The following is an 18,406-nucleotide window of genomic DNA, read 5'->3' on the forward strand; positions in this document are numbered from 1 at the left end:
AACAGATGTCACCGACAGAATATGAAAACCAGTATTATCAACGGCTCGGAAGTGTCTAGATTATCCGTGGCGATTCATTAATTTATCTAAATAACACGTTATCAAGTGACGGTTTTGGGCTGTTTGTAGCGGCATAGTGAGTTTGTTTAATCAATGAGCTTTAAGATGCCCCCCTTCATGCAAGGAAACGCGTACATTTCTGGTACATCTACTTCCCTTACTTTGCTCAGGGCAACCCACATTGTTAAAGCCTCTACTCGCTGACCATCAAAATCACCCAACGTCAGATAATGGAAAAAAATTTTGGATGACATTTTGAAACGTGTCCTCTGCTGTGAACGTCGAGAGATGCTACGCGAGAAAGGAGATGACCTACTTAGTATCCTGTTAAGTAGGTCTATCTGAGGAAGTAGACAACTTTAAAGTCTTTTTCATGTTAAAGGAGACAACTTTAATGTCTGTGTACAGCAGAAGACAAGTGACATAAGAGCACAGCCACTCGTCACGGTTGGCTTTACGAGCTGACGGTGGTGACGTCTGTCACAGCAAGAATATTGCTCGCGGCCACGGTCCCCATCCTGATATATGACGCTGCGGTAACGCCGCCAATATGCGGTGAAATAACCACGTTTTCTACGGACTGCCAGAGGTGCGGCGCGGTCAGCGGCTCGTGGGTAAAGCTGTCCAGCGCGGCGCTGTGCAGCGTGCCATCCCTGAGCGCCGCCAGTAACGACTCATCGTGGATCAGCCCACCGCGTGCCGTATTGACCAGAATTGCGTTCCGCTTGCAGTGTGCGAGCGTTACGCTATTGATCATCCCCCGATTCTCATCGGTCAGCGGACAGTGCAAAGAGATGACATCGGAACGGGAAAGAAGTCCGTTCAGCGTTTCTGCGCGTTCGCACAGGGCAGGCATAGTCTTAGCATAGGGATCGTAAGCCAGCACCTTCATGCCGAAAGCGTGACCAATAGTCGCCACGCGCGAGCCGATAGCACCCAACCCAATTAGCCCTAACGTTAAGCCCTCCAGTTCAATGGATTTATGCGTCGCCTTATCCCAGTGCCCGTCTCGCAGCCGCTTGTCCAGAGGCACCACTGACTTTGCGCAGGCGAGGATCAGCGCCCAGGTATGTTCAGCCACTGCCGCCGCGTTTGCGCCTGGCGCAGACCGGACGGCGATGTTGCGCTCGGCCGCTGCCGTCTGGTCTATCACATCGATCCCGCTTCCGTGCTTGGAAATAACCTGCAAAGCCGGGGCGGCATCCATAACTTTCTCGGTGATCCTGCCGTAACGTACCAGGATCGCCACAGGATTGTGTCGTTTACACAGCGCGATCAGGTCATCTTCTGTGGGCTGGCGGCCCGCAAACACTACCTCAAAGCCCTGTAACATCACCATGGCCTGCTCCGCCAGGTCGCTTCCGGTAACCAGCACTACGTCTTTGCCCCCCATCACAGCGTCTCCTCGTCGCTCAACATACCTGCCTTACGAAGCGCGTCATCAAGCCAGTGTGGACGTAAATCGCCTTCACGGATGGCGGCAAGACGCCGGGTCTCCATCTCCAGCTTTCCTTTTGCCAGAGCGATAACCTCCTGAACCTCATCGCGCGGGATGACGACCACGCCGTCGATATCCGCGACAACAAGATCCCCGGCCTGAACCGTCGCCCCGGCGACTGAAATGGGATGATTAACCCGGCCAGAAATTAACTTTGTCGGGCCGCAGGGGTTCAAACCGGCAGAAAAGACGGGGTAGTGACCTTTGCTCAGGGTGTCGGCGTCACGTACAGCGCCATCAATAATAATGCCCGCAATGCCGCTCGCCTGAGCCTGAGTGGCCATGATTTCCCCAAGCAGCGCGCAGCTCAGGTCGCCTTTGCCATCGACGACCAGGACATCGCCGGGCTGCGCCACCGCCATCGCGGCATGAATCGCCAGATTATCCCCCGGACGCACTTCAACGGTGATGGCCGGACCCGCAACGGACATGTGTGGGGCCAGCGGTTTGATGCGGCCATGAAGCGTACCGCGGCGACCGGCCACGTCGGCCAGAATAGCTGCCTGATACTCGGCAGCCCGACGAACGTCCTCGGCAGAAACGCGCTCGAACTGGCGATTAATCGGTTTTTTTTCATTAACGGACATAAATGCCTCCATATTGTTTTACTGAGTACAATGCAGGTGTACATAACAAAACAACTATAGCGGTGTTGCTTTCCTTTTAGCCAGACCCGTGGTGGCGTTTGTGATGTAAACACGAAGTGACTCACAAAATTTGAGGTACACTCACTGCCGGGCTAACAAGGAGATAATGATGGGGAATGAAGGCGTTGTAGCGGTTGAAAAAGCGCTGGCTTTACTGGATTGCTTCCGTCCTGGGGATGAGAGCCTGACGCTGACCGCGCTGGCACAGCTGTCGGGTTATCACAAAACCACGGTTTACCGCTTGATGAATTCTCTTGAACGGATGAATTACGTCGTCAGGCATGAAGACGGCAATTATGCGCTGGGCCCACGTCTGCTTTACCTCGGCAAGCTGTATGAACAATCTTTCCATCTTTCCCGGGTGGTTCAGCCAGAGCTTCAGGCCTTATCCCTGGCGTCTCAGGAGAGTGCCAGCTGGTATGTGCTGGAGGGAGGGCAGCGGCTTTGCCTGTTTCGCGCTGAAGCGTCGCATGGCCTGCGACACAGCAATCTTCCCGGCAGCCAGTTCCCGCTCGATAATTCGGCCATCAGTAAGGTATTACGCCATTGGGGGCTCAATGAAAGCCTGCCGGAGGGAGACGCTGAACTCCCATTCTACACGTCAGGCGCGCGCGACCCCCATACCGCTGCGTTTGCGATGCCTGTCTTCGGCGTTCACGACAAGCTGGTTGCGGCGTTAGCCCTGACCGGCCCCATCTCGCGGCTGACGGAAGATCGTCGTGAGAAGGAAATAGGGCAGTTGATGAAGGCGGCTGCAAGCCGTCTGTCGCAGAAAATGGGCGCCAGCAAGCCCTTCTGTCAGCAGTTCTTTGGTGAAACGAGCGACGCGGCGGAAGAAAATCTTTAAACGCAGAAGCGGGACAAATGTCCCGCTTCTGTCATCGTTAATGCGTGACCTGTTTTTCGTGTAGCTGAGCGCGGCGGGCCTGCCGCCCCATAATGAGCACCGCGATACCCCCGGCCACGCACAGCGCGGCCAGCGGAAGCATTGCCAGCGTGTAGCTGCCTGTCCGCTCATTGATAATGCCGTACGCGTTTACCATCACCGCCCCACCTATCAGGTTTGCGATGGCGCCAATCGCGGCCAGTCCCGCCGCCGCTGAGGTACTGCTCATCCAACCGGACGCCAGCGCCCAGAAAGGCCCTTTCATTGAATAAGCGCCTATCAGCATAATGCTCAGGATAACGATCGTGGCAGACAGCGAGACGCTTACAAAGGCGGCGAACACACCTGCGGCAATCATGAACAGCGTGAGTGCGGTATGCCAGCGGCGTTCGTTGGTACGATCGGAATTCCGTCCCCATACAATCATGAGAACCGATGCCAGACCGTAAGGAATGGCGTTAAACAGACCTGTCTCAAGGTTATCCAGATGGAAGGATTTCAGCAGTTGAGGAGACCAGACGCTGATGGTGGTGCCCGCGGAAGATGCACCCGCGTAAATCAGCGCCATCAGCCAGATTTGGCGATGCTTCAGCAACTGCCACGTCGTCTGGTGTCCGATACTCTTTTGCTGATTGCGCTCGGTTTCCAGCGTGGTTTCCAGCCATTGTTTCTGTTCGCTGCTGAGCCAGCTCGCCTGATGAGGGCGATCCCGGAGAATAAACCAGGCTGCAATACCCAGCAGCACCGCCGGCAAGCCTTCAATAATGAACAGCAGATGCCAGCCGCGAAGGCCCAGCCAGCCATCCAGTGACAGTATCAACCCGGAAAGCGGGGAGCCGATGAAGTTAGCGAGCGGGATGGCGACCATAAAGGACGCAATAATGCGTGCGCGGTAGCGGGACGGGATCCACCAGGTCAGATACAGCACGACGCCCGGGAAAAAGCCCGCCTCTGCAGCACCGAGAAGAAAACGGACGATATAGAGCGACGTGGTGTTCTGCACCAGGGCCATACACATGGAGACGATGCCCCAGCTGATCATAATGCGCGGGATCCACAGCCGGGCGCCGACTTTCTGCATGGCCAGGTTGCTGGGTACTTCAAACAAAAAATAGGCCACGAAGTAAAGACTGCTGGCGAAGCCAAACGCGGCTTTGCTGAGGCCAAGGTCCTCATTCATCTGCAGCGAAGCCATGCCGATATTCCCGCGATCGATAATGGAGACCAGGTAACTGACAATCAGAAACGGGAGAATACGCCAGATCACCTTCCGCATCGTCTCTCTTTCTATGTCCTCGGTGGCGGTAGCGCCGTTACGTAAATGTTCTGTCATTGTGTCCTCGCAGGGTTTGTTCTTTGTTTTATTAGGTACAACTCAGTTTTATTAAACAAAACCACTATAGCGACGGCGCGTTATTTTTATCCAGTTAATGGAAGGTTTAAATGATGTAAATAAGAGGTGACTCACAGATAGTGCGCTGCAGATATATCGCTCACAGCAGTCGAACCAGCCGCAAAGAGGGCACGCTGCAAGGAAGATAATCACGCAACGCAATTATTGCACCAACTTTTCCTCGTCATTCAACTAAGCTTCGACCAGGTGCCCCGCCTCGTTCGCGGGGCCAGATTCCTTTTGGTCGAGCACGCATCATGCAGCTACTCAGTATTATTATTTTGCTTACCCTTACCGTGGTGATCCATTCGCTGTGGATGTTTGGCGTTTTAAAGTTCATCAAATTAGAAGTCGATTCGGCGGTACGCATCGTTTTACGCAATGTCGGTATCGTGATCTCCATGATCTTCGCCCACCTCCTTGAGGCCGGACTGTTTGCTGCGTTTTATTTTGTCATCGACGCGTTTAATGACTGGAACACCAGCTTCTATTTTTCACTGGTCAGCTACGCTACCGTGGGATATGGCGACGTCACGTTACCCCAGCACTGGCGGCTCATCGGCGGGGTGGAAGGGCTGGTGGGCGCGTTGATGGTGGGCTGGTCTGTGGCGGTTCTGGTGGCGGTGCTGCAGCGTTTGCGCGGCATGAGCGCCTAAACGGCAGATGCGCGATCCCCGCCTGGTAAGGTAAAGTACTCCTCCTTGCGCGGCCTGAAGGCCGCGACTTTGAGGGCGAAGGGGCTGATTAACGGCTCGCCCTTTTCTGTTCCTGGTTTACGCCAGTTTGCATGGTGTTGTGTTTTGTCTGCCAAAAGGGTTTTGTATGTCTGCTGCTCATCTCGGTTTCCCGACGGAAACCGTTGTTGTCTTTGTGGTGATGGCCGTAGGGGCGATGTTTATCGACCTCTTTATGCACCGTCACGATAAACCCGTCTCGCTGAAAAGCGCGGCGATGTGGTCCATTTTCTGGGTCATGATGGCGATGGCCTTCGCCGGATTCCTGTATGTTCACCACGGCGCCGAGATGGCGAGCCTGTTCCTCACCGGCTATGCGCTGGAAGAGGTGCTCTCCGTCGATAACCTGTTCGTGATGATGGCGATCTTCGCCTGGTTCGGCGTGCCGGATAAGTACCGTCACCGCGTGCTCTACTGGGGCGTGCTGGGGGCGATAGTCTTCCGCGGCATCTTTGTGGCTATCGGCACCAGCCTGTTAAGCCTGGGGCCGTACGTTGAGGTGATCTTCGCGCTGGTCGTCGGCTGGACGGCGGTGATGATGCTCAGACGCAATGAAGAGAGCGACGAAGTGGAGGATTACTCGGGTCATCTCGCCTATCGCCTGGTGAAGCGCTTCTATCCGGTCTGGCCGAAAATCAGCAGCAACGCCTTTATTCTGACCCAGAAAGAGGTGGATGCTGAGCTTGAAAAGCCGGAAAACCAGGACGTGATGGTCGGACGCGTGAAGAAGGCGAAGCGCTATGCGACGCCGCTGCTGCTTTGCGTAGCCGTCGTCGAGCTCTCTGACGTCATGTTCGCGTTTGACTCCGTGCCGGCCATTATTGCCGTGAGCCGCGAGCCGCTGATTATCTACAGCGCCATGATGTTCGCCATTCTCGGCCTGCGTACGCTTTACTTCGTGCTGGAAGCGCTGAAGCAGTATCTGGTGCACCTCGAGAAAGCCGTGGTGCTGCTGCTGTTCTTCGTGGCGTTCAAGCTGGGGTTAAATGCCACCGATCACTTCTGGCATCACGGTTACAGCATTGGCGCCACGGCCAGCCTGTTTGTGGTATTGGGCGTGCTGGCGCTGGGGATTATTGCGAGCGTGATGTTCCCGGGGAAACGTGAGGCCTGATGTACCGCCTTTCTCCCTCTCCCTGTGGGAGAGGGCCGGGGTGAGGGCACCGGACCGCACCTAACCCTTAATCGGTGAATTCCGACGCTTGCGGGGGTGGTGGAAGTGCCGCCAGTGCGGATCCTGCGCCGCCGCCAGCAGCTCGTGGTCGCCGCGGGTGTCGCCCCAGGCGCGCAGGTGATAGGCGTTCAGATCGCCATACACTTTTTCCAGCCTTGCCACCTTCTGGGCGCAGCGGCAGTTATTGCCCGTGATGCGCCCCGTCAGCTTGCCGTCTTTCACTTCCAGCTGCGTGCCAATCAGCTTAATGCCCAGTTTGTCAGCCCACGGCTGGAGCACCAGCGCCGGGGACGCGGAACAGATGGTCACTTCCGCACCGGAATTCACCTCAGCCGCCACCGCCAGAACCCCTTCGGGGCGCATCAGCTTGTTCCAGTATTTTTCGCAAAAGGCTTCCGCCTGCTGGCGTAACCAGTGTTCATCCACGCCCGTCAGGAAGGTTTTAATCAGCACTTCCTTCAGCTCATCGCGCGTCAGCTTGCGACGCACGCAGTGGAGCGTGGGCAGCGCCATGCGCACCAGACGGCCCGCGAAGTAACGTTTGCCGAAGGCAAAACGCAGGAAAGGGATAAAGCTGTCGTGGTGCGTTAATGTCCCGTCAAAGTCAAAGACAGAGAGCACGCTGGATTTAGCCACCGTCTCGTCGGCAATCATATTGGTCATAAATACGTCTTAGCTGAAATACACATTCTGCGGATCAGTTTACCTGCTTTAGCTGGATAGTCCTTATATCACCACTCTTTTTTTCTCGATCTTGCGATCTCAAAGTGAGTCCATTTTTGGCCTCGATAACAATTGGTGAAAAAACGAGCTGTCTATATTATCGCCACATCGCAAGATATTTAGGGGAACCATTGGCCCCCACAGGTAAGGAAAAACTCACTCACTACTTCTTTCTTGATATGACTCTTAGATCGCTTATTTCAATCCTCACGTTAAGTTTTGCTTCGTTTTCTGCGTTCAGCTTTCAACTTCCAGCGTCGATGTTATCGATGAACAGCGAGCTGGCGGCATCACCGGCGAAATCTGCGCTGGTGCATCAGGAAACAGGCCCGCTGCGCTCGCGTATTCTCGATCAATACCAGAAATGGAAAGGCACCCAGTACCGGTGGGGCGGAACCACGCATCGCGGGGTGGATTGCTCCGCGCTCATGCAGCACCTGTTCACCGATGCGGCGCATCTTAATTTGCCGCGCACGACGAGTGAACAGATCCATCGCGGCGTGCAGGTGGCGCAATACCGCCTGAGAGCCGGCGATCTGGTCTTCTTCCAGACGGGCCCGAACCGCAAGCACGTCGGCGTTTATATTGGCAAAAACCAGTTTATTCATGCCTCAACCAGTCAGGGCGTAACGGTTTCAACCCTGACGGATGATTACTGGCAGGCACACTACATTACCGCCCGTCGCATCGCAGGCAGCGCGGCCTGACAGCGTCAGATGATGTCATCCACAACGCCACCGTCGACGCGCAGCGCCGCGCCCGAGGTGGCGGAGGCCTGGGTCGAACAGACATAAATCACCATATTGGCCACCTCTTCAACCGTGGCCGCGCGCTGGATAACCGAGCTGGGGCGGTTGGCCATCACAAACTCTTTCGCCAGCTGCTCCAGCGATTTGCCGGTTTTTTCGATTTCATCTTTCATCATCTCTGCGAAACCGTCAGACATCGTCGGGCCCGGCAGGACGCTGTTGACCGTCACGCCGCTCCCCGCCACGAACTTCGCCAGACCGCGCGCCAGCGAGAGCTGCGCCGTTTTGGTCACGCCGTAGTGGATCATATCCGCCGGAATATTGCAGGCCGACTCGGAGGAGATAAACACCACGCGTCCCCAGCCTTTCTGCACCATGCCCGGCAGCAGGGCCCGGGAAAGGCGCACGCCGGACATCACGTTGGTCTGCCAGTAACGCTCCCAGGTCTCATCGTCGGTGGCATAGAAATCCTGAGGACCGTAAATCCCGGCGTTGTTGACCAGAATATCGACGTTATTCGCTACCTTCAGAAGCGACTCGACCCCTTCCGCCGTACTGAGGTCGGCAATCGCGGCGCGCACCTGCACGCCCGGCACCACCTGCTGGAGCTGCTGAATGCCTTTATTCACCGATTCCGTGCTGCGGCCATTGACGATCACTTCCGCACCGCTTTCTGCCAGACCTCTGGCAATGGCGAACCCGATCCCGCCGGTTGAGGCGGTCACCAGCGCCACTTTCCCCGCAAAGTCGATTTTCATCATCTGCTCCTTCTCGATTTAACGTTCGGACCTTAAAGCGTAGCAGGTGAGGATGACGGCTCCTGGCTAAAAAGGCGCAATAGCGTCTCAACCTGCTCATCAAGCGGGGCGAGGGAACGCTTAACAATCAGGTGTAGCGGCGTTGCCCTGCGCGCACCGTGGCTCAGCGGCAGGCGTTTGAGTACGCCCTGATCCAACTGGGTCTGGATGCGTTCCTCTGGCAGCCAGCCGTAGCCGACCTGAGAGACGACGGCCTCTATGGCGGCATCGATGGTGGAGAAGGTCCACGACTCGCCGGCCGCGCGCGCGGCGGGCTGGCTGTCCGCAATCTGGATGAGCGGCCACGGGCGCAGCATCTCATCATTGAGCGGCGCGTCGAGGTGAAACAAGGGATGCCGGGAATGGGCCACGGCAACAAAGTCGATATTCATCAGCCATTCGCCGAGCCCGGTGATATCCTGGCGGCGGGTTAAGACCATCACATCGGCTTCGTCGTTAATGGCATCGGCGCGGGTATTTTCCAGCACCTCGGTCAGACGTACCTGAGTCTGCGGATACTGCTGCTGGAACTGACGAAGAATAGCGAACAGGCGGCGGCGCGGGAAAATGGAGTCCACCACCAGATCTAACCGCGTGCGCATCCCGTTGCGAAGGGTTGCTGCGCGCGTCTCAACGTACGAAAACGCTTTCAGCAGCGGTTTAACCTGGTTGAGAAGAAGCTCTCCGGCCGGGGTTAACACCGCCCGTCGCCCCTCCGGCACCAGCAGCGCCACGCCGAGTCGCTCCTGCAGCAGCGACAGGTTATAGCTCACCGAGGACTGGCTGCGGTGGGTTTCTTCCGCGGCTTTGGCAAAGCTGCCCGCTTCCACCACTCTTTCCAGTAAAGCCCATTGTTCCAGCGTCGTCTTATGCATGATTTATCTAAAATTTGGATGAATTTGATTAAAACATAGCGTTATTCATTCATTTTTTGAATGGGTACGATCGTCTCATCAAAACAAAGGAGACATCTTATGAACACCTTCGACAAACACGACTTAAGCGGCTTTGTTGGTAAACATCTTGTATATACCTACGATAACGGCTGGAACTACGAGATTTACGTAAAAAATGAGACCACGCTTGATTACCGTATTCACAGCGGTCTTGTGGCCAACCGTTGGGTGAAAGATCAGCAGGCTTATATCGTGCGGGTAGGCGAGAGCATCTATAAAATTTCCTGGACCGAACCAACCGGTACCGACGTCAGCCTGATTGTGAACCTGGGCGACAAGCTGTTCCACGGCACCATCTTCTTCCCACGCTGGGTCATGAACAATCCGGAAAAAACCGTCTGCTTCCAGAACGACCATATTCCGCTGATGAACAGCTATCGCGATGCGGGTCCGGCGTATCCAACGGAAGTGATTGATGAATTTGCCACGATCACCTTTGTGCGCGATTGCGGTGCCAATAATGAAAGCGTTATTGCCTGTGCGGCCAGTGAATTACCGAAAAACTTTCCAGATAATCTCTAATAAGCGCGACAATTAACTAAAAAGAAAAGTTCCCGGCTATTTCATATTATTTTGAAATGGCCGGGATTTTTTTTGTTTGTTGATGATTGGTTTAAATGAATCCATTTCAAAATGTTGCGAAAGATCACATTAAAAATATTTAATATTAATTTAACTTGTTGTTTTTCAACTGGCTGCTAGTTGTCTTATAACGTTGCAAACGTTGTCTTAATTTTTCCCTAAGGAAAGAGAGCTACTTTGATATAAGTTTATGGTTCGTTGAAATAAACGGGCTGGCATTTGGTTAATATCAAAAACATGCCATTTTTATTGCAAGGAAATTAATAATGAGTGATTTTCTGCCTTTTTCGCGGCCGTCGATGGGCGCTGAGGAAATTGCGGCGCTTCAGGACGTTTTGATGTCGGGCTGGATCACCACAGGGCCAAAGAATCAGGAACTTGAAGAGGCATTCTGTCAGCTTACCGGGAATCAGCATGCGATTGCCGTCTGTTCAGCCACCGCAGGTATGCACGTCACGCTGATGGCGCTGGATATTGGCCCGGGCGATGAAGTTATTACCCCTTCCCAGACCTGGGTATCCACGCTGAATATGATCGTGTTGCTGGGCGCCACGCCGGTCATGATTGATGTGGACAAAGATACGTTAATGGTGACGCCAGAAGCCGTTGAAGCCGCCATTACCCCGCGTACCAAAGCCATTATTCCCGTTCATTATGCTGGCGCGCCGTGTGAAATCGACGCCATTCATGCCATCGGTGAACGTCACGGTATTCCGGTTATTGAAGATGCGGCCCATGCCGCCGGAACGTACTACAAGAACCGTCATGTGGGATGGAAAGGGACCTCGATTTTTTCCTTCCACGCCATTAAAAATATGACCTGCGCGGAAGGCGGCTTAGTCGTCACGGATAATGCCCAGCTGGCACAGCGGATCCGCAGCCTGAAATTCCATGGCCTGGGCGTAGATGCCTATGACCGCCAGACGCACGGCCGCGCGCCGCAGGCGGAAGTGATCGCGCCGGGCTATAAATACAACCTGGCAGACATCAACGCCGCGCTGGCGCTGGTGCAGTTAGGCAAGCTGAAAGAGGCCAACAGACGCCGCCAGGAAATTGCTGAACGCTACCTGCGTGAGCTTGCCGATACGCCGTTCCAGCCGCTCACCATTCCGTCATGGCCGCACGTGCACGCCTGGCACCTGTTTATTATTCGCGTTGACGAAGCGCGCTGCGGAATTTCCCGCGACAACCTGATGGCGGCGCTGAAAGAGAAAGGCATCGGTACCGGCCTCCACTTCCGCGCGGCGCACACCCAAAAATACTACCGCGAGCGTTTTCCTGATGTATCGCTCCCGAATTCTGAATGGAATAGCGCGCGTATTTGTTCTCTCCCTCTTTTCCCGGACATGACTCATGACGACACAACCCGCGTCATTACCGCACTCCATCAGCTTGCAGGACATTGATATGTTCAGTGCACCGCCTGTACAAAAAGTTTCCGTGGTAATCCCGGTTTATAACGAGCAGGAGAGCCTGCCCGAACTGATCCGTCGTACAACCGCAGCCTGCGACACGATGGGCAAGGCTTATGAAATTCTGCTGGTAGATGACGGCAGTAGCGATAATTCCGCGCTGATGCTGACCGAGGCCGCGCAGGCCGAAGGCAGCCATATTGTTGCCGTGCTGCTCAACCGTAACTACGGCCAGCACTCGGCGATTATGGCGGGGTTTAGCCACGTTACGGGCGATCTGGTCATCACCCTGGACGCTGACCTGCAAAACCCGCCGGAAGAGATCCCGCGCCTGGTCGCCAAAGCCGATGAAGGCTATGACGTGGTCGGCACGGTACGTCAGAACCGTCAGGACAGTCTGTTCCGCAAGCTGGCCTCACGCACCATCAACCGCCTTATCCAGCGCACGACCGGTAAAGCGATGGGCGACTACGGCTGCATGCTGCGCGCCTACCGCCGCCACATTGTCGACGCGATGCTGCACTGCCATGAGCGCAGCACCTTTATTCCGATCCTCGCCAACACCTTTGCCCGCAAGGCAACGGAGATTCCGGTTCTGCACGCCGAGCGCGAGCACGGGGAATCGAAGTACAGCTTTATGCGTCTCATCAACCTGATGTATGACCTCATCACCTGCCTGACCACCACGCCGCTGCGTCTGCTGAGCGTGTTCGGCAGCATCATCGCCGTGGCCGGGTTTGCGCTGTCCGTTCTGCTGGTGGTGCTGCGACTGGTCTTTGGCCCGCAGTGGGCGGCGGAAGGGGTCTTCATGCTCTTTGCCGTGCTGTTTATGTTCATCGGCGCCCAGTTTGTCGGGATGGGCCTTCTCGGTGAATACATTGGCCGTATCTATAACGATGTTCGCGCGCGTCCGCGCTACTTTATTCAACGTGTTGTCCGTCAGGAACACAAAGCATCTCAAGAGGAAATTCACCCATGAAAGCTGTTGTATTTGCCTATCACGATATGGGGTGCACGGGCACGCTGGCCCTGCTGGAAGCGGGCTATGACATTGCGGCAATCTTTACCCATCCGGACACGGCCGGAGAGAATAACTTTTTTGGCTCCGTGGCGCGTATCGCCGCCGAGCGCGGGATCCCGGTTTATGCACCGGACGACGTCAACCATCCGCTGTGGGTGGAGCGCATCCGCGCGCTCGCGCCTGACGTAATCTTCTCGTTCTACTATCGCAACCTGCTTTCCGACGAGATCTTAGGCCTGGCCGCAAAAGGCGCCTTTAATCTTCATGGTTCTCTGCTGCCCGCCTACCGTGGCCGCGCGCCGCTGAACTGGGTGTTGGTGAACGGTGAAACGGAAACGGGCGTGACGCTGCACCGCATGGTGCGCCGTGCGGACGCGGGCGCTATCGTGGCACAGCAGAAGGTCGCTATTGATGCGGACGAAACTGCGCTGCAGCTGCATCAAAAGCTGAATGCGTCGGCACAGACGCTGCTGCGTGATGCACTTCCAGGTATTCTCAACGGCACCTTCAGCGAGACCGCGCAGGACGAGAGCAAGGCAAGCAGCTTTGGCCGCCGCGCGCCGGAAGATGGTCGTCTGGACTGGAACAAGCCTGCTCGCCAGCTGCACAACCTGGTGCGTGCCGTGACCGACCCGTGGCCGGGCGCGTACAGCTTTGCGGGCGTAAGCAAATTTATCGTCTGGAAATCCCGCGTGCGTGACGATATTCCGGCTGCCAAACCGGGTACAGTCGTCTCTGTCTCTCCGCTGATTGTGAGCTGCGGCGAGCAGGCGCTGGAGATCGTCACCGGACAAACCGACAACGGCCTGTACGTGCAGGGCACGCAGCTGGCGCAGTCTCTGGGTCTGGTGGCCGGAGCGCTGATCACCAGCGCACCGGTTGTTGCCATCAAGCGCCGTACCCGCGTGCTGATCCTCGGCGTGAACGGCTTTATCGGTAACCACCTGACCGAACGTCTGCTTAAAGACGATAACTACGAAATCTACGGTCTGGATATCGGCTCTGACGCCATCAGCCGTTTCCTCGACAACCCGCGTTTCCACTTCGTGGAAGGGGATATCAGCATCCATTCCGAGTGGATTGAATACCACATTAAAAAATGCGACGTGGTGCTGCCGCTGGTCGCCATTGCCACGCCAATCGAGTACACCCGTAACCCGCTTCGCGTGTTCGAGCTGGACTTTGAAGAGAACCTGAAGATCATCCGCGACTGCGTGAAATACGACAAGCGCATCATCTTCCCGTCCACGTCTGAAGTGTACGGCATGTGTACCGATAAGAACTTCGATGAAGACACCTCCAACCTGGTGGTCGGGCCGATCAACAAACAGCGCTGGATTTATTCCGTCTCCAAACAGCTGCTGGACCGCGTGATTTGGGCCTACGGCGAGAAAGAGGGCCTGCGCTTTACCCTGTTCCGTCCGTTCAACTGGATGGGCCCGCGTCTGGATAACCTCAACGCGGCGCGTATTGGTAGCTCCCGTGCGATCACCCAGCTGATCCTGAACCTGGTAGAAGGCTCGCCAATTAAGCTTATCGAAGGCGGGAAACAGAAACGCTGCTTTACGGATATCAGCGACGGTATCGAAGCGCTGTTCCGCATCATCGAAAACAAAGATAACCGCTGCAACGGTGAAATCATCAACATCGGTAACCCGGACAACGAAGCGAGCATTCGCGAGCTGGCAGAGATGCTGCTGGCCAGCTTTGAGCGCCATCCGCTGCGCGACAAGTTCCCGCCGTTTGCCGGCTTCCGCGAAGTGGAAAGCAGCAGCTACTACGGCAAAGGGTATCAGGACGTTGAGCACCGTAAGCCAAGCATTCGCAACGCGAAGCGCTGCCTGAACTGGACGCCGACGGTGAAGATGGAGCAGACCATTGACGAAACGCTCGATTTCTTCCTGCGCACCGTGGAGCTGTCGGAACAGGTCTCATGAAAAAAGTCGGTTTACGCATTGATGTCGACACCTTCAGGGGAACGCGTGACGGCGTACCCAAACTGCTGGAACTGCTGAACAAACACGATGTGCGTTCCAGCATTTTCTTCAGCGTGGGGCCTGACAACATGGGACGCCATTTATGGCGTCTGATTAAACCGGCATTTCTGTTCAAAATGCTGCGCTCGCGCGCAGCATCCCTCTACGGCTGGGATATTTTGCTGGCCGGCACCGCCTGGCCCGGCAGGCGTATCGGCGCGGGTAATGAAGCCGTTATCCGCGAGGCGGCGCAGCATCATGAGGTGGGTCTGCACGCCTGGGACCACCATGCCTGGCAGGCCTGGGCCGGCGTCTGGGATATCCCGCGCCTGTCCCGTGAGGTCGAGCGTGGGATGCTGGAGCTGGAGGCCATTACCGGTCAGCCCGTGCGCTGCTCCGCCGTGGCGGGATGGCGTGCGGATCAGCGCGTCGTGAAGGCCAAAGAAGCCTTTGCGTTTCGCTACAACAGCGACTGCCGCGGAACCGGACCCTTTTTGCCGCTGTTAGGCGAAAATCGCTACGGAACGGTGCAAATTCCGGTTACGCTTCCCACCTGGGATGAAGTGGTCGGGCGCGAGGTGAAGGCGGATGAGTTCAATCGCTACATTCTGGACCGCATCCATCGTGACGCCGGCACGCCGGTGTATACCATCCATGCCGAAGTGGAAGGGATTGCGTATCAGCATGATTTCGATGAACTGCTGACGATGGCCGCTCAGGAGGGCATTGAATTTTGTCCGTTGAGCGAGCTGCTGCCGGACGATCTCAGCACCCTGCCCGTGGGCAAAGTCGTCCGTAATGAAATGGCTGGCCGGGAAGGCTGGCTTGGCTATCAACAAACCGTGAGTCCGGTCCCATGAAAACAGCCCGTTATGGCTTAGCGCTTCTCGCACTGTTTATCGTTTACTACCTCATTCCGGTCGATATTCGTCTGCTCTGGCAGCCTGATGAAACGCGCTATGCGGAAATCAGCCGCGAAATGCTGGCATCCGGAGACTGGGTTGTCCCGCATTTTCTGGGGCTGCGTTACTTTGAAAAACCGATTGCTGGCTACTGGATCAACAGCATCGGGCAGTTGCTGTTCGGGCACACCAACCTCGCCGTGCGCGCCGGTTCTATATTCTCAACCGGGTTAGCGGCGCTGCTGGTCATCTGGATGGCATGGCGTCTCTGGCGAGATAAGCGGACCGCCATTTTCTCCGGTCTTATCTTCCTGACCCTGTTCCTGGTGTATGGCATCGGCACGTATGCGGTGCTGGATCCTATCATCACCCTGTGGCTGGTGGCGGCGATGTGCAGCTTCTGGCTGGCCTCACAGGCCCAAACCGTTGCCGGAAAAGCGGGCGGCTATGTGCTGCTTGGGCTGGCCTGCGGGATGGGGGTGATGACCAAAGGCTTCCTGGCGCTGGCGGTACCGGTGATTGGCGTGCTGCCGTGGGTAATCGCCCAGAAGCGCTGGAAAGAGGTGCTGATTTTTGGCTGGCTCGCGATCCTGAGCTGTGTGCTGATTGTTCTGCCGTGGGGGCTGGCTATTGCGCAGCGTGAACCTGACTTCTGGCGTTATTTCTTCTGGGTTGAGCATATTCAGCGTTTTGCCCAGAGCGACGCGCAGCACAAAGCCCCGTTCTGGTACTACATACCGTTCCTGATCGCGGGCAGCCTGCCGTGGCTTGCGCTTTTGCCCGGTGCGATTCGTCTCGGCTGGAATGACCGACAAAACGCGGGTGGCGGGTTCTATCTGCTGGGTTGGGTGGTGATGCCGCTGCTGTTCTTCAGCATCGCCAAAGGCAAGCTGCCGACCTATATCCTGCCGTGCTTTGCCCCGCTGGCTATCCTGATGGCGCGCTATGCCTGCCTCGCGGCGGAAAAAGGTGCCAGAGCGTTACGCATTAACGGCGGGATTAACCTGGCGTTTGGCGTTATCGGCGTGGTGGCGGCGCTGGTGGTCTCGCCGTGGGGACTGTCTAAGCATCCGGTCTGGACGTCGGTCGAACTGTATAAAGTCTTCTGTGCGGTGGTGGCGTTCCTCATCTGGGCCGCGGTAGGCTGGTTTACCTTCAGACAGAGCCAGCAGCGCTGGTGGCTGGCGGCACTGTGCCCCGCAGGGCTGGCGCTGCTGATTGGTTTTGCCATTCCTAACCTGGTGGTGGATTCCAAACAGCCGCAGTCGCTGGTCGATACCGTGCGCGAGCCGCTTCAGGAAAGCCGATTCGTGCTGGCCAATAACGTGGGCGTGGCCGCGGGCCTGGCGTGGGAGCTGAAGCGTAATGACATCACGCTGTTTGGTCAGAGCGGCGAACTGCGCTACGGGCTGGATTATCCCGATGTGAAAGATCGTTTTGTCAGTGAGGACGACTTCGCGCAGTGGCTGGCGGAGCACCGTCAGCAGGGGCGCGTATCGCTGGTGATGCTGCTGTCAAAACGCGACGATATTTCACGGGCGAATTTACCGCAGCCGGACAATCTCTATATCCAGGGGCGTCTGGCCTTGCTGGAGTACCTGCCGAAGTGATGACCTGGATCTGGCTGATACTGGCAAGCCTGCTCAGCTGCGCGGGGCAGCTGTGCCAGAAACAGGCCACCCGTCCGGCGAAAGCCGGGCGGCGCGGGGCGCATATCGCGCTGTGGCTTGGCCTGGCACTGCTGGCGCTGGGCAGCGGGATGCTGGTCTGGCTGGTGGTGCTGCAACGCCTGCCTGTCGGCATCGCGTATCCTATGCTGAGCCTCAATTTTGTCTGGGTGACGCTGGCGGCGAAGGCGTTCTGGCGTGAGCACGTTGCTGCGCATCACTGGCTGGGAGTAGGGTTCATCATCATTGGGATTGTTATCCTGGGAGGGAGCCTGTGAAAGGAGCGTTCTGGGCCTTATGCAGCGTGCTGTTAGTCAGCGCGGCGCAGCTGTTGCTGCGCAATGCCATGCAGGCATTGCCACCGGTCAGTGAGATCCTGGCGTTTGTTTCCGCGCTGTGGCACTTCTCGTCCGGCACGGGCGCGCTGCTGCTGGGGTTGACGGGGTACGTGGCCTCGATGGGCTGCTGGTATCTGGCGCTGCATCGCATGGCGCTCAGCAAAGCCTATGCCCTGCTGAGCCTCAGCTATATTCTGGTGTGGGGCGCGGCGATCCTGCTGCCCGGCTGGGGAGAACGCTTCTCCTGGCACGGGCTGGTGGGCGTCGGGTTTATTATTCTGGGTGTGTTAGTGATTTTTCTGCCCCGAACGTCCCAACGTGAATAATCGACTCGTGGGTCAGGGTGTAAGGGGTCGATGTGCAGACGGCAAGGCTCAGCGAGCCGACCTGTAGCTGGCTGACCGCGTGCGTCTGCGCCGTGCTGTCGATGCTGACAATCTGCCAGGCACTGCCGCCACGCTGTTTCACAATCGCTTCTTTCCGCGTCCAGATACGCCAGAAGGCGGAAAGCCGTTCCTCGGGCGCTTCACGCTCCAGCTCGTCATGCTCGGTCATGCTGAATACCGCATTAGCCAGCGCCTGCCAGTTCTTCCTCGGGCGAATCACTTCGATATCGCAGCCAACTTCGCCTTCATCGCTCATCAGCAGGGCAATATCGTCACCGCTGTGGCTCAGGTTGAACCACAGCGGATGACCCTTCGCAAAGGCCGGTTTGCCCTGCTCGCCGTAAATGATGTCGGGGAGCGGGCGAGGGGATAACGTTCTGGCGAGCAGCGTTCTCCCGGCCAGCCAGGAGGCCTGTCGGGCACCCTGAGGCGCCCTGTCTGCGAGCGCTGACGCCAGCGGGTCCGCGCAAAGGGTGGAGATTTTTCCCAGTACAAACTGGTACAT

19 protein-coding genes are annotated in these 18,406 nt (G+C 56.7%); 12 read left to right on the plus strand and 7 right to left on the minus strand.

From position 1 onward, the window contains the following. Positions 1 to 514: 514 nt before the first annotated feature. Positions 515 to 1,453 carry an NAD(P)-dependent oxidoreductase gene (locus tag QMN93_RS14860; protein WP_193140166.1) on the minus strand — a complete coding sequence of 313 codons (939 nt, stop codon included), beginning with the start codon at positions 1,451 to 1,453 and terminating at the stop codon, positions 515 to 517. After that, positions 1,453 to 2,145, minus strand: coding sequence for an RraA family protein (locus tag QMN93_RS14865; RefSeq protein WP_193140149.1), 693 nt, complete (start codon positions 2,143 to 2,145; stop codon positions 1,453 to 1,455). The genes QMN93_RS14860 and QMN93_RS14865 overlap by 1 nt, the downstream gene beginning before the upstream one ends. Before the next feature lie 169 nt (positions 2,146 to 2,314). On the opposite strand from QMN93_RS14865, the gene QMN93_RS14870 reads away from it, so the two are divergent. After that, positions 2,315 to 3,052 (plus strand): IclR family transcriptional regulator, encoded by a 738-nt coding sequence (locus QMN93_RS14870; protein WP_033146857.1) that lies wholly within the window; start codon positions 2,315 to 2,317, stop codon positions 3,050 to 3,052. A gap of 37 nt (positions 3,053 to 3,089) precedes the next feature. On the opposite strand, the gene QMN93_RS14875 is transcribed toward QMN93_RS14870, so the two are convergent. After that, positions 3,090 to 4,424 (minus strand): MFS transporter, encoded by a 1,335-nt coding sequence (locus QMN93_RS14875; protein WP_048981458.1) that lies wholly within the window; start codon positions 4,422 to 4,424, stop codon positions 3,090 to 3,092. Positions 4,425 to 4,741: 317 nt separating this feature from the next. Between QMN93_RS14875 and QMN93_RS14880 the strand changes: the two genes are divergently transcribed. Together QMN93_RS14880 and QMN93_RS14885 are read left to right on the plus strand one after the other, a co-directional pair. After that, a complete protein-coding gene (locus tag QMN93_RS14880; protein ID WP_023309546.1) occupies positions 4,742 to 5,140 on the plus strand; it encodes a potassium channel family protein in 399 nt (132 codons plus the stop codon). A gap of 166 nt (positions 5,141 to 5,306) precedes the next feature. Then, positions 5,307 to 6,332, plus strand: coding sequence for a TerC/Alx family metal homeostasis membrane protein (locus QMN93_RS14885; protein WP_024908851.1), 1,026 nt, complete (start codon positions 5,307 to 5,309; stop codon positions 6,330 to 6,332). A 60-nt stretch (positions 6,333 to 6,392) separates the two neighbouring features. Here the strand turns inward: QMN93_RS14885 and QMN93_RS14890 are convergent, their stop codons facing one another. Next, positions 6,393 to 7,055 (minus strand): HAD family hydrolase, encoded by a 663-nt coding sequence (locus QMN93_RS14890; protein WP_014885577.1) that lies wholly within the window; start codon positions 7,053 to 7,055, stop codon positions 6,393 to 6,395. Between the two features lie 320 nt (positions 7,056 to 7,375). On the opposite strand from QMN93_RS14890, the gene QMN93_RS14895 reads away from it, so the two are divergent. Next, positions 7,376 to 7,822, plus strand: coding sequence for an NlpC/P60 family protein (locus tag QMN93_RS14895; RefSeq protein ID WP_223862644.1), 447 nt, complete (start codon positions 7,376 to 7,378; stop codon positions 7,820 to 7,822). A gap of 5 nt (positions 7,823 to 7,827) precedes the next feature. Here the strand turns inward: QMN93_RS14895 and QMN93_RS14900 are convergent, their stop codons facing one another. Both QMN93_RS14900 and QMN93_RS14905 read right to left on the minus strand, forming a co-directional pair. After that, complete coding sequence (locus QMN93_RS14900) at positions 7,828 to 8,622, minus strand: SDR family NAD(P)-dependent oxidoreductase (RefSeq protein WP_045403298.1); 795 nt, start codon at positions 8,620 to 8,622, stop codon at positions 7,828 to 7,830. A gap of 32 nt (positions 8,623 to 8,654) precedes the next feature. After that, entirely contained in the window at positions 8,655 to 9,536 is an 882-nt protein-coding gene (locus tag QMN93_RS14905) for a LysR family transcriptional regulator (RefSeq protein WP_032662157.1), read from the minus strand. 99 nt (positions 9,537 to 9,635) lie between these two features. Here QMN93_RS14905 and QMN93_RS14910 point away from each other — a divergent pair, with 99 nt between their 5' ends. The 8 genes from QMN93_RS14910 (at position 9,636) to arnF (ending at position 17,841) form a co-directional block, all read left to right on the plus strand. Further along, positions 9,636 to 10,139 (plus strand): phenolic acid decarboxylase, encoded by a 504-nt coding sequence (locus tag QMN93_RS14910; RefSeq protein WP_008503103.1) that lies wholly within the window; start codon positions 9,636 to 9,638, stop codon positions 10,137 to 10,139. A 326-nt stretch (positions 10,140 to 10,465) separates the two neighbouring features. Continuing rightward, entirely contained in the window at positions 10,466 to 11,605 is a 1,140-nt protein-coding gene (gene arnB, locus QMN93_RS14915; protein WP_182382795.1) for a UDP-4-amino-4-deoxy-L-arabinose aminotransferase, read from the plus strand. A 1-nt stretch (position 11,606) separates the two neighbouring features. Next, on the plus strand, positions 11,607 to 12,590 hold the full coding sequence (gene arnC, locus QMN93_RS14920; RefSeq protein ID WP_029740674.1) for an undecaprenyl-phosphate 4-deoxy-4-formamido-L-arabinose transferase: 984 nt from the start codon (positions 11,607 to 11,609) through the stop codon (positions 12,588 to 12,590). Next, positions 12,587 to 14,569 carry a bifunctional UDP-4-amino-4-deoxy-L-arabinose formyltransferase/UDP-glucuronic acid oxidase ArnA gene (gene arnA, locus QMN93_RS14925; RefSeq protein ID WP_182382794.1) on the plus strand — a complete coding sequence of 661 codons (1,983 nt, stop codon included), beginning with the start codon at positions 12,587 to 12,589 and terminating at the stop codon, positions 14,567 to 14,569. The genes arnC and arnA overlap by 4 nt, the downstream gene beginning before the upstream one ends. Further along, positions 14,566 to 15,468 (plus strand): 4-deoxy-4-formamido-L-arabinose-phosphoundecaprenol deformylase, encoded by a 903-nt coding sequence (arnD, locus tag QMN93_RS14930; protein WP_023309538.1) that lies wholly within the window; start codon positions 14,566 to 14,568, stop codon positions 15,466 to 15,468. Before arnA ends, arnD begins: the two co-directional genes overlap by 4 nt. Next, the gene (gene arnT / locus QMN93_RS14935) at positions 15,465 to 17,120 is read left to right on the plus strand and encodes a lipid IV(A) 4-amino-4-deoxy-L-arabinosyltransferase (protein ID WP_182382793.1); all 1,656 of its coding nucleotides are present in this window, start codon (positions 15,465 to 15,467) and stop codon (positions 17,118 to 17,120) included. Before arnD ends, arnT begins: the two co-directional genes overlap by 4 nt. Then, positions 17,120 to 17,455 (plus strand): 4-amino-4-deoxy-L-arabinose-phosphoundecaprenol flippase subunit ArnE, encoded by a 336-nt coding sequence (gene arnE / locus QMN93_RS14940; protein ID WP_039263049.1) that lies wholly within the window; start codon positions 17,120 to 17,122, stop codon positions 17,453 to 17,455. The genes arnT and arnE overlap by 1 nt, the downstream gene beginning before the upstream one ends. After that, positions 17,452 to 17,841 (plus strand): 4-amino-4-deoxy-L-arabinose-phosphoundecaprenol flippase subunit ArnF, encoded by a 390-nt coding sequence (arnF, locus tag QMN93_RS14945; RefSeq protein WP_033146850.1) that lies wholly within the window; start codon positions 17,452 to 17,454, stop codon positions 17,839 to 17,841. Before arnE ends, arnF begins: the two co-directional genes overlap by 4 nt. On the opposite strand, the gene acpT is transcribed toward arnF, so the two are convergent. Continuing rightward, the gene (acpT, locus tag QMN93_RS14950) at positions 17,789 to 18,406 is read right to left on the minus strand and encodes a 4'-phosphopantetheinyl transferase AcpT (protein ID WP_048981452.1); all 618 of its coding nucleotides are present in this window, start codon (positions 18,404 to 18,406) and stop codon (positions 17,789 to 17,791) included. The genes arnF and acpT overlap by 53 nt on opposite strands.

This window comes from Enterobacter sp. R-1.6.2 (genome assembly GCF_035064085.1).
GTDB classification, from domain to species: Bacteria; Pseudomonadota; Gammaproteobacteria; order Enterobacterales; family Enterobacteriaceae; genus Enterobacter; species Enterobacter asburiae_B.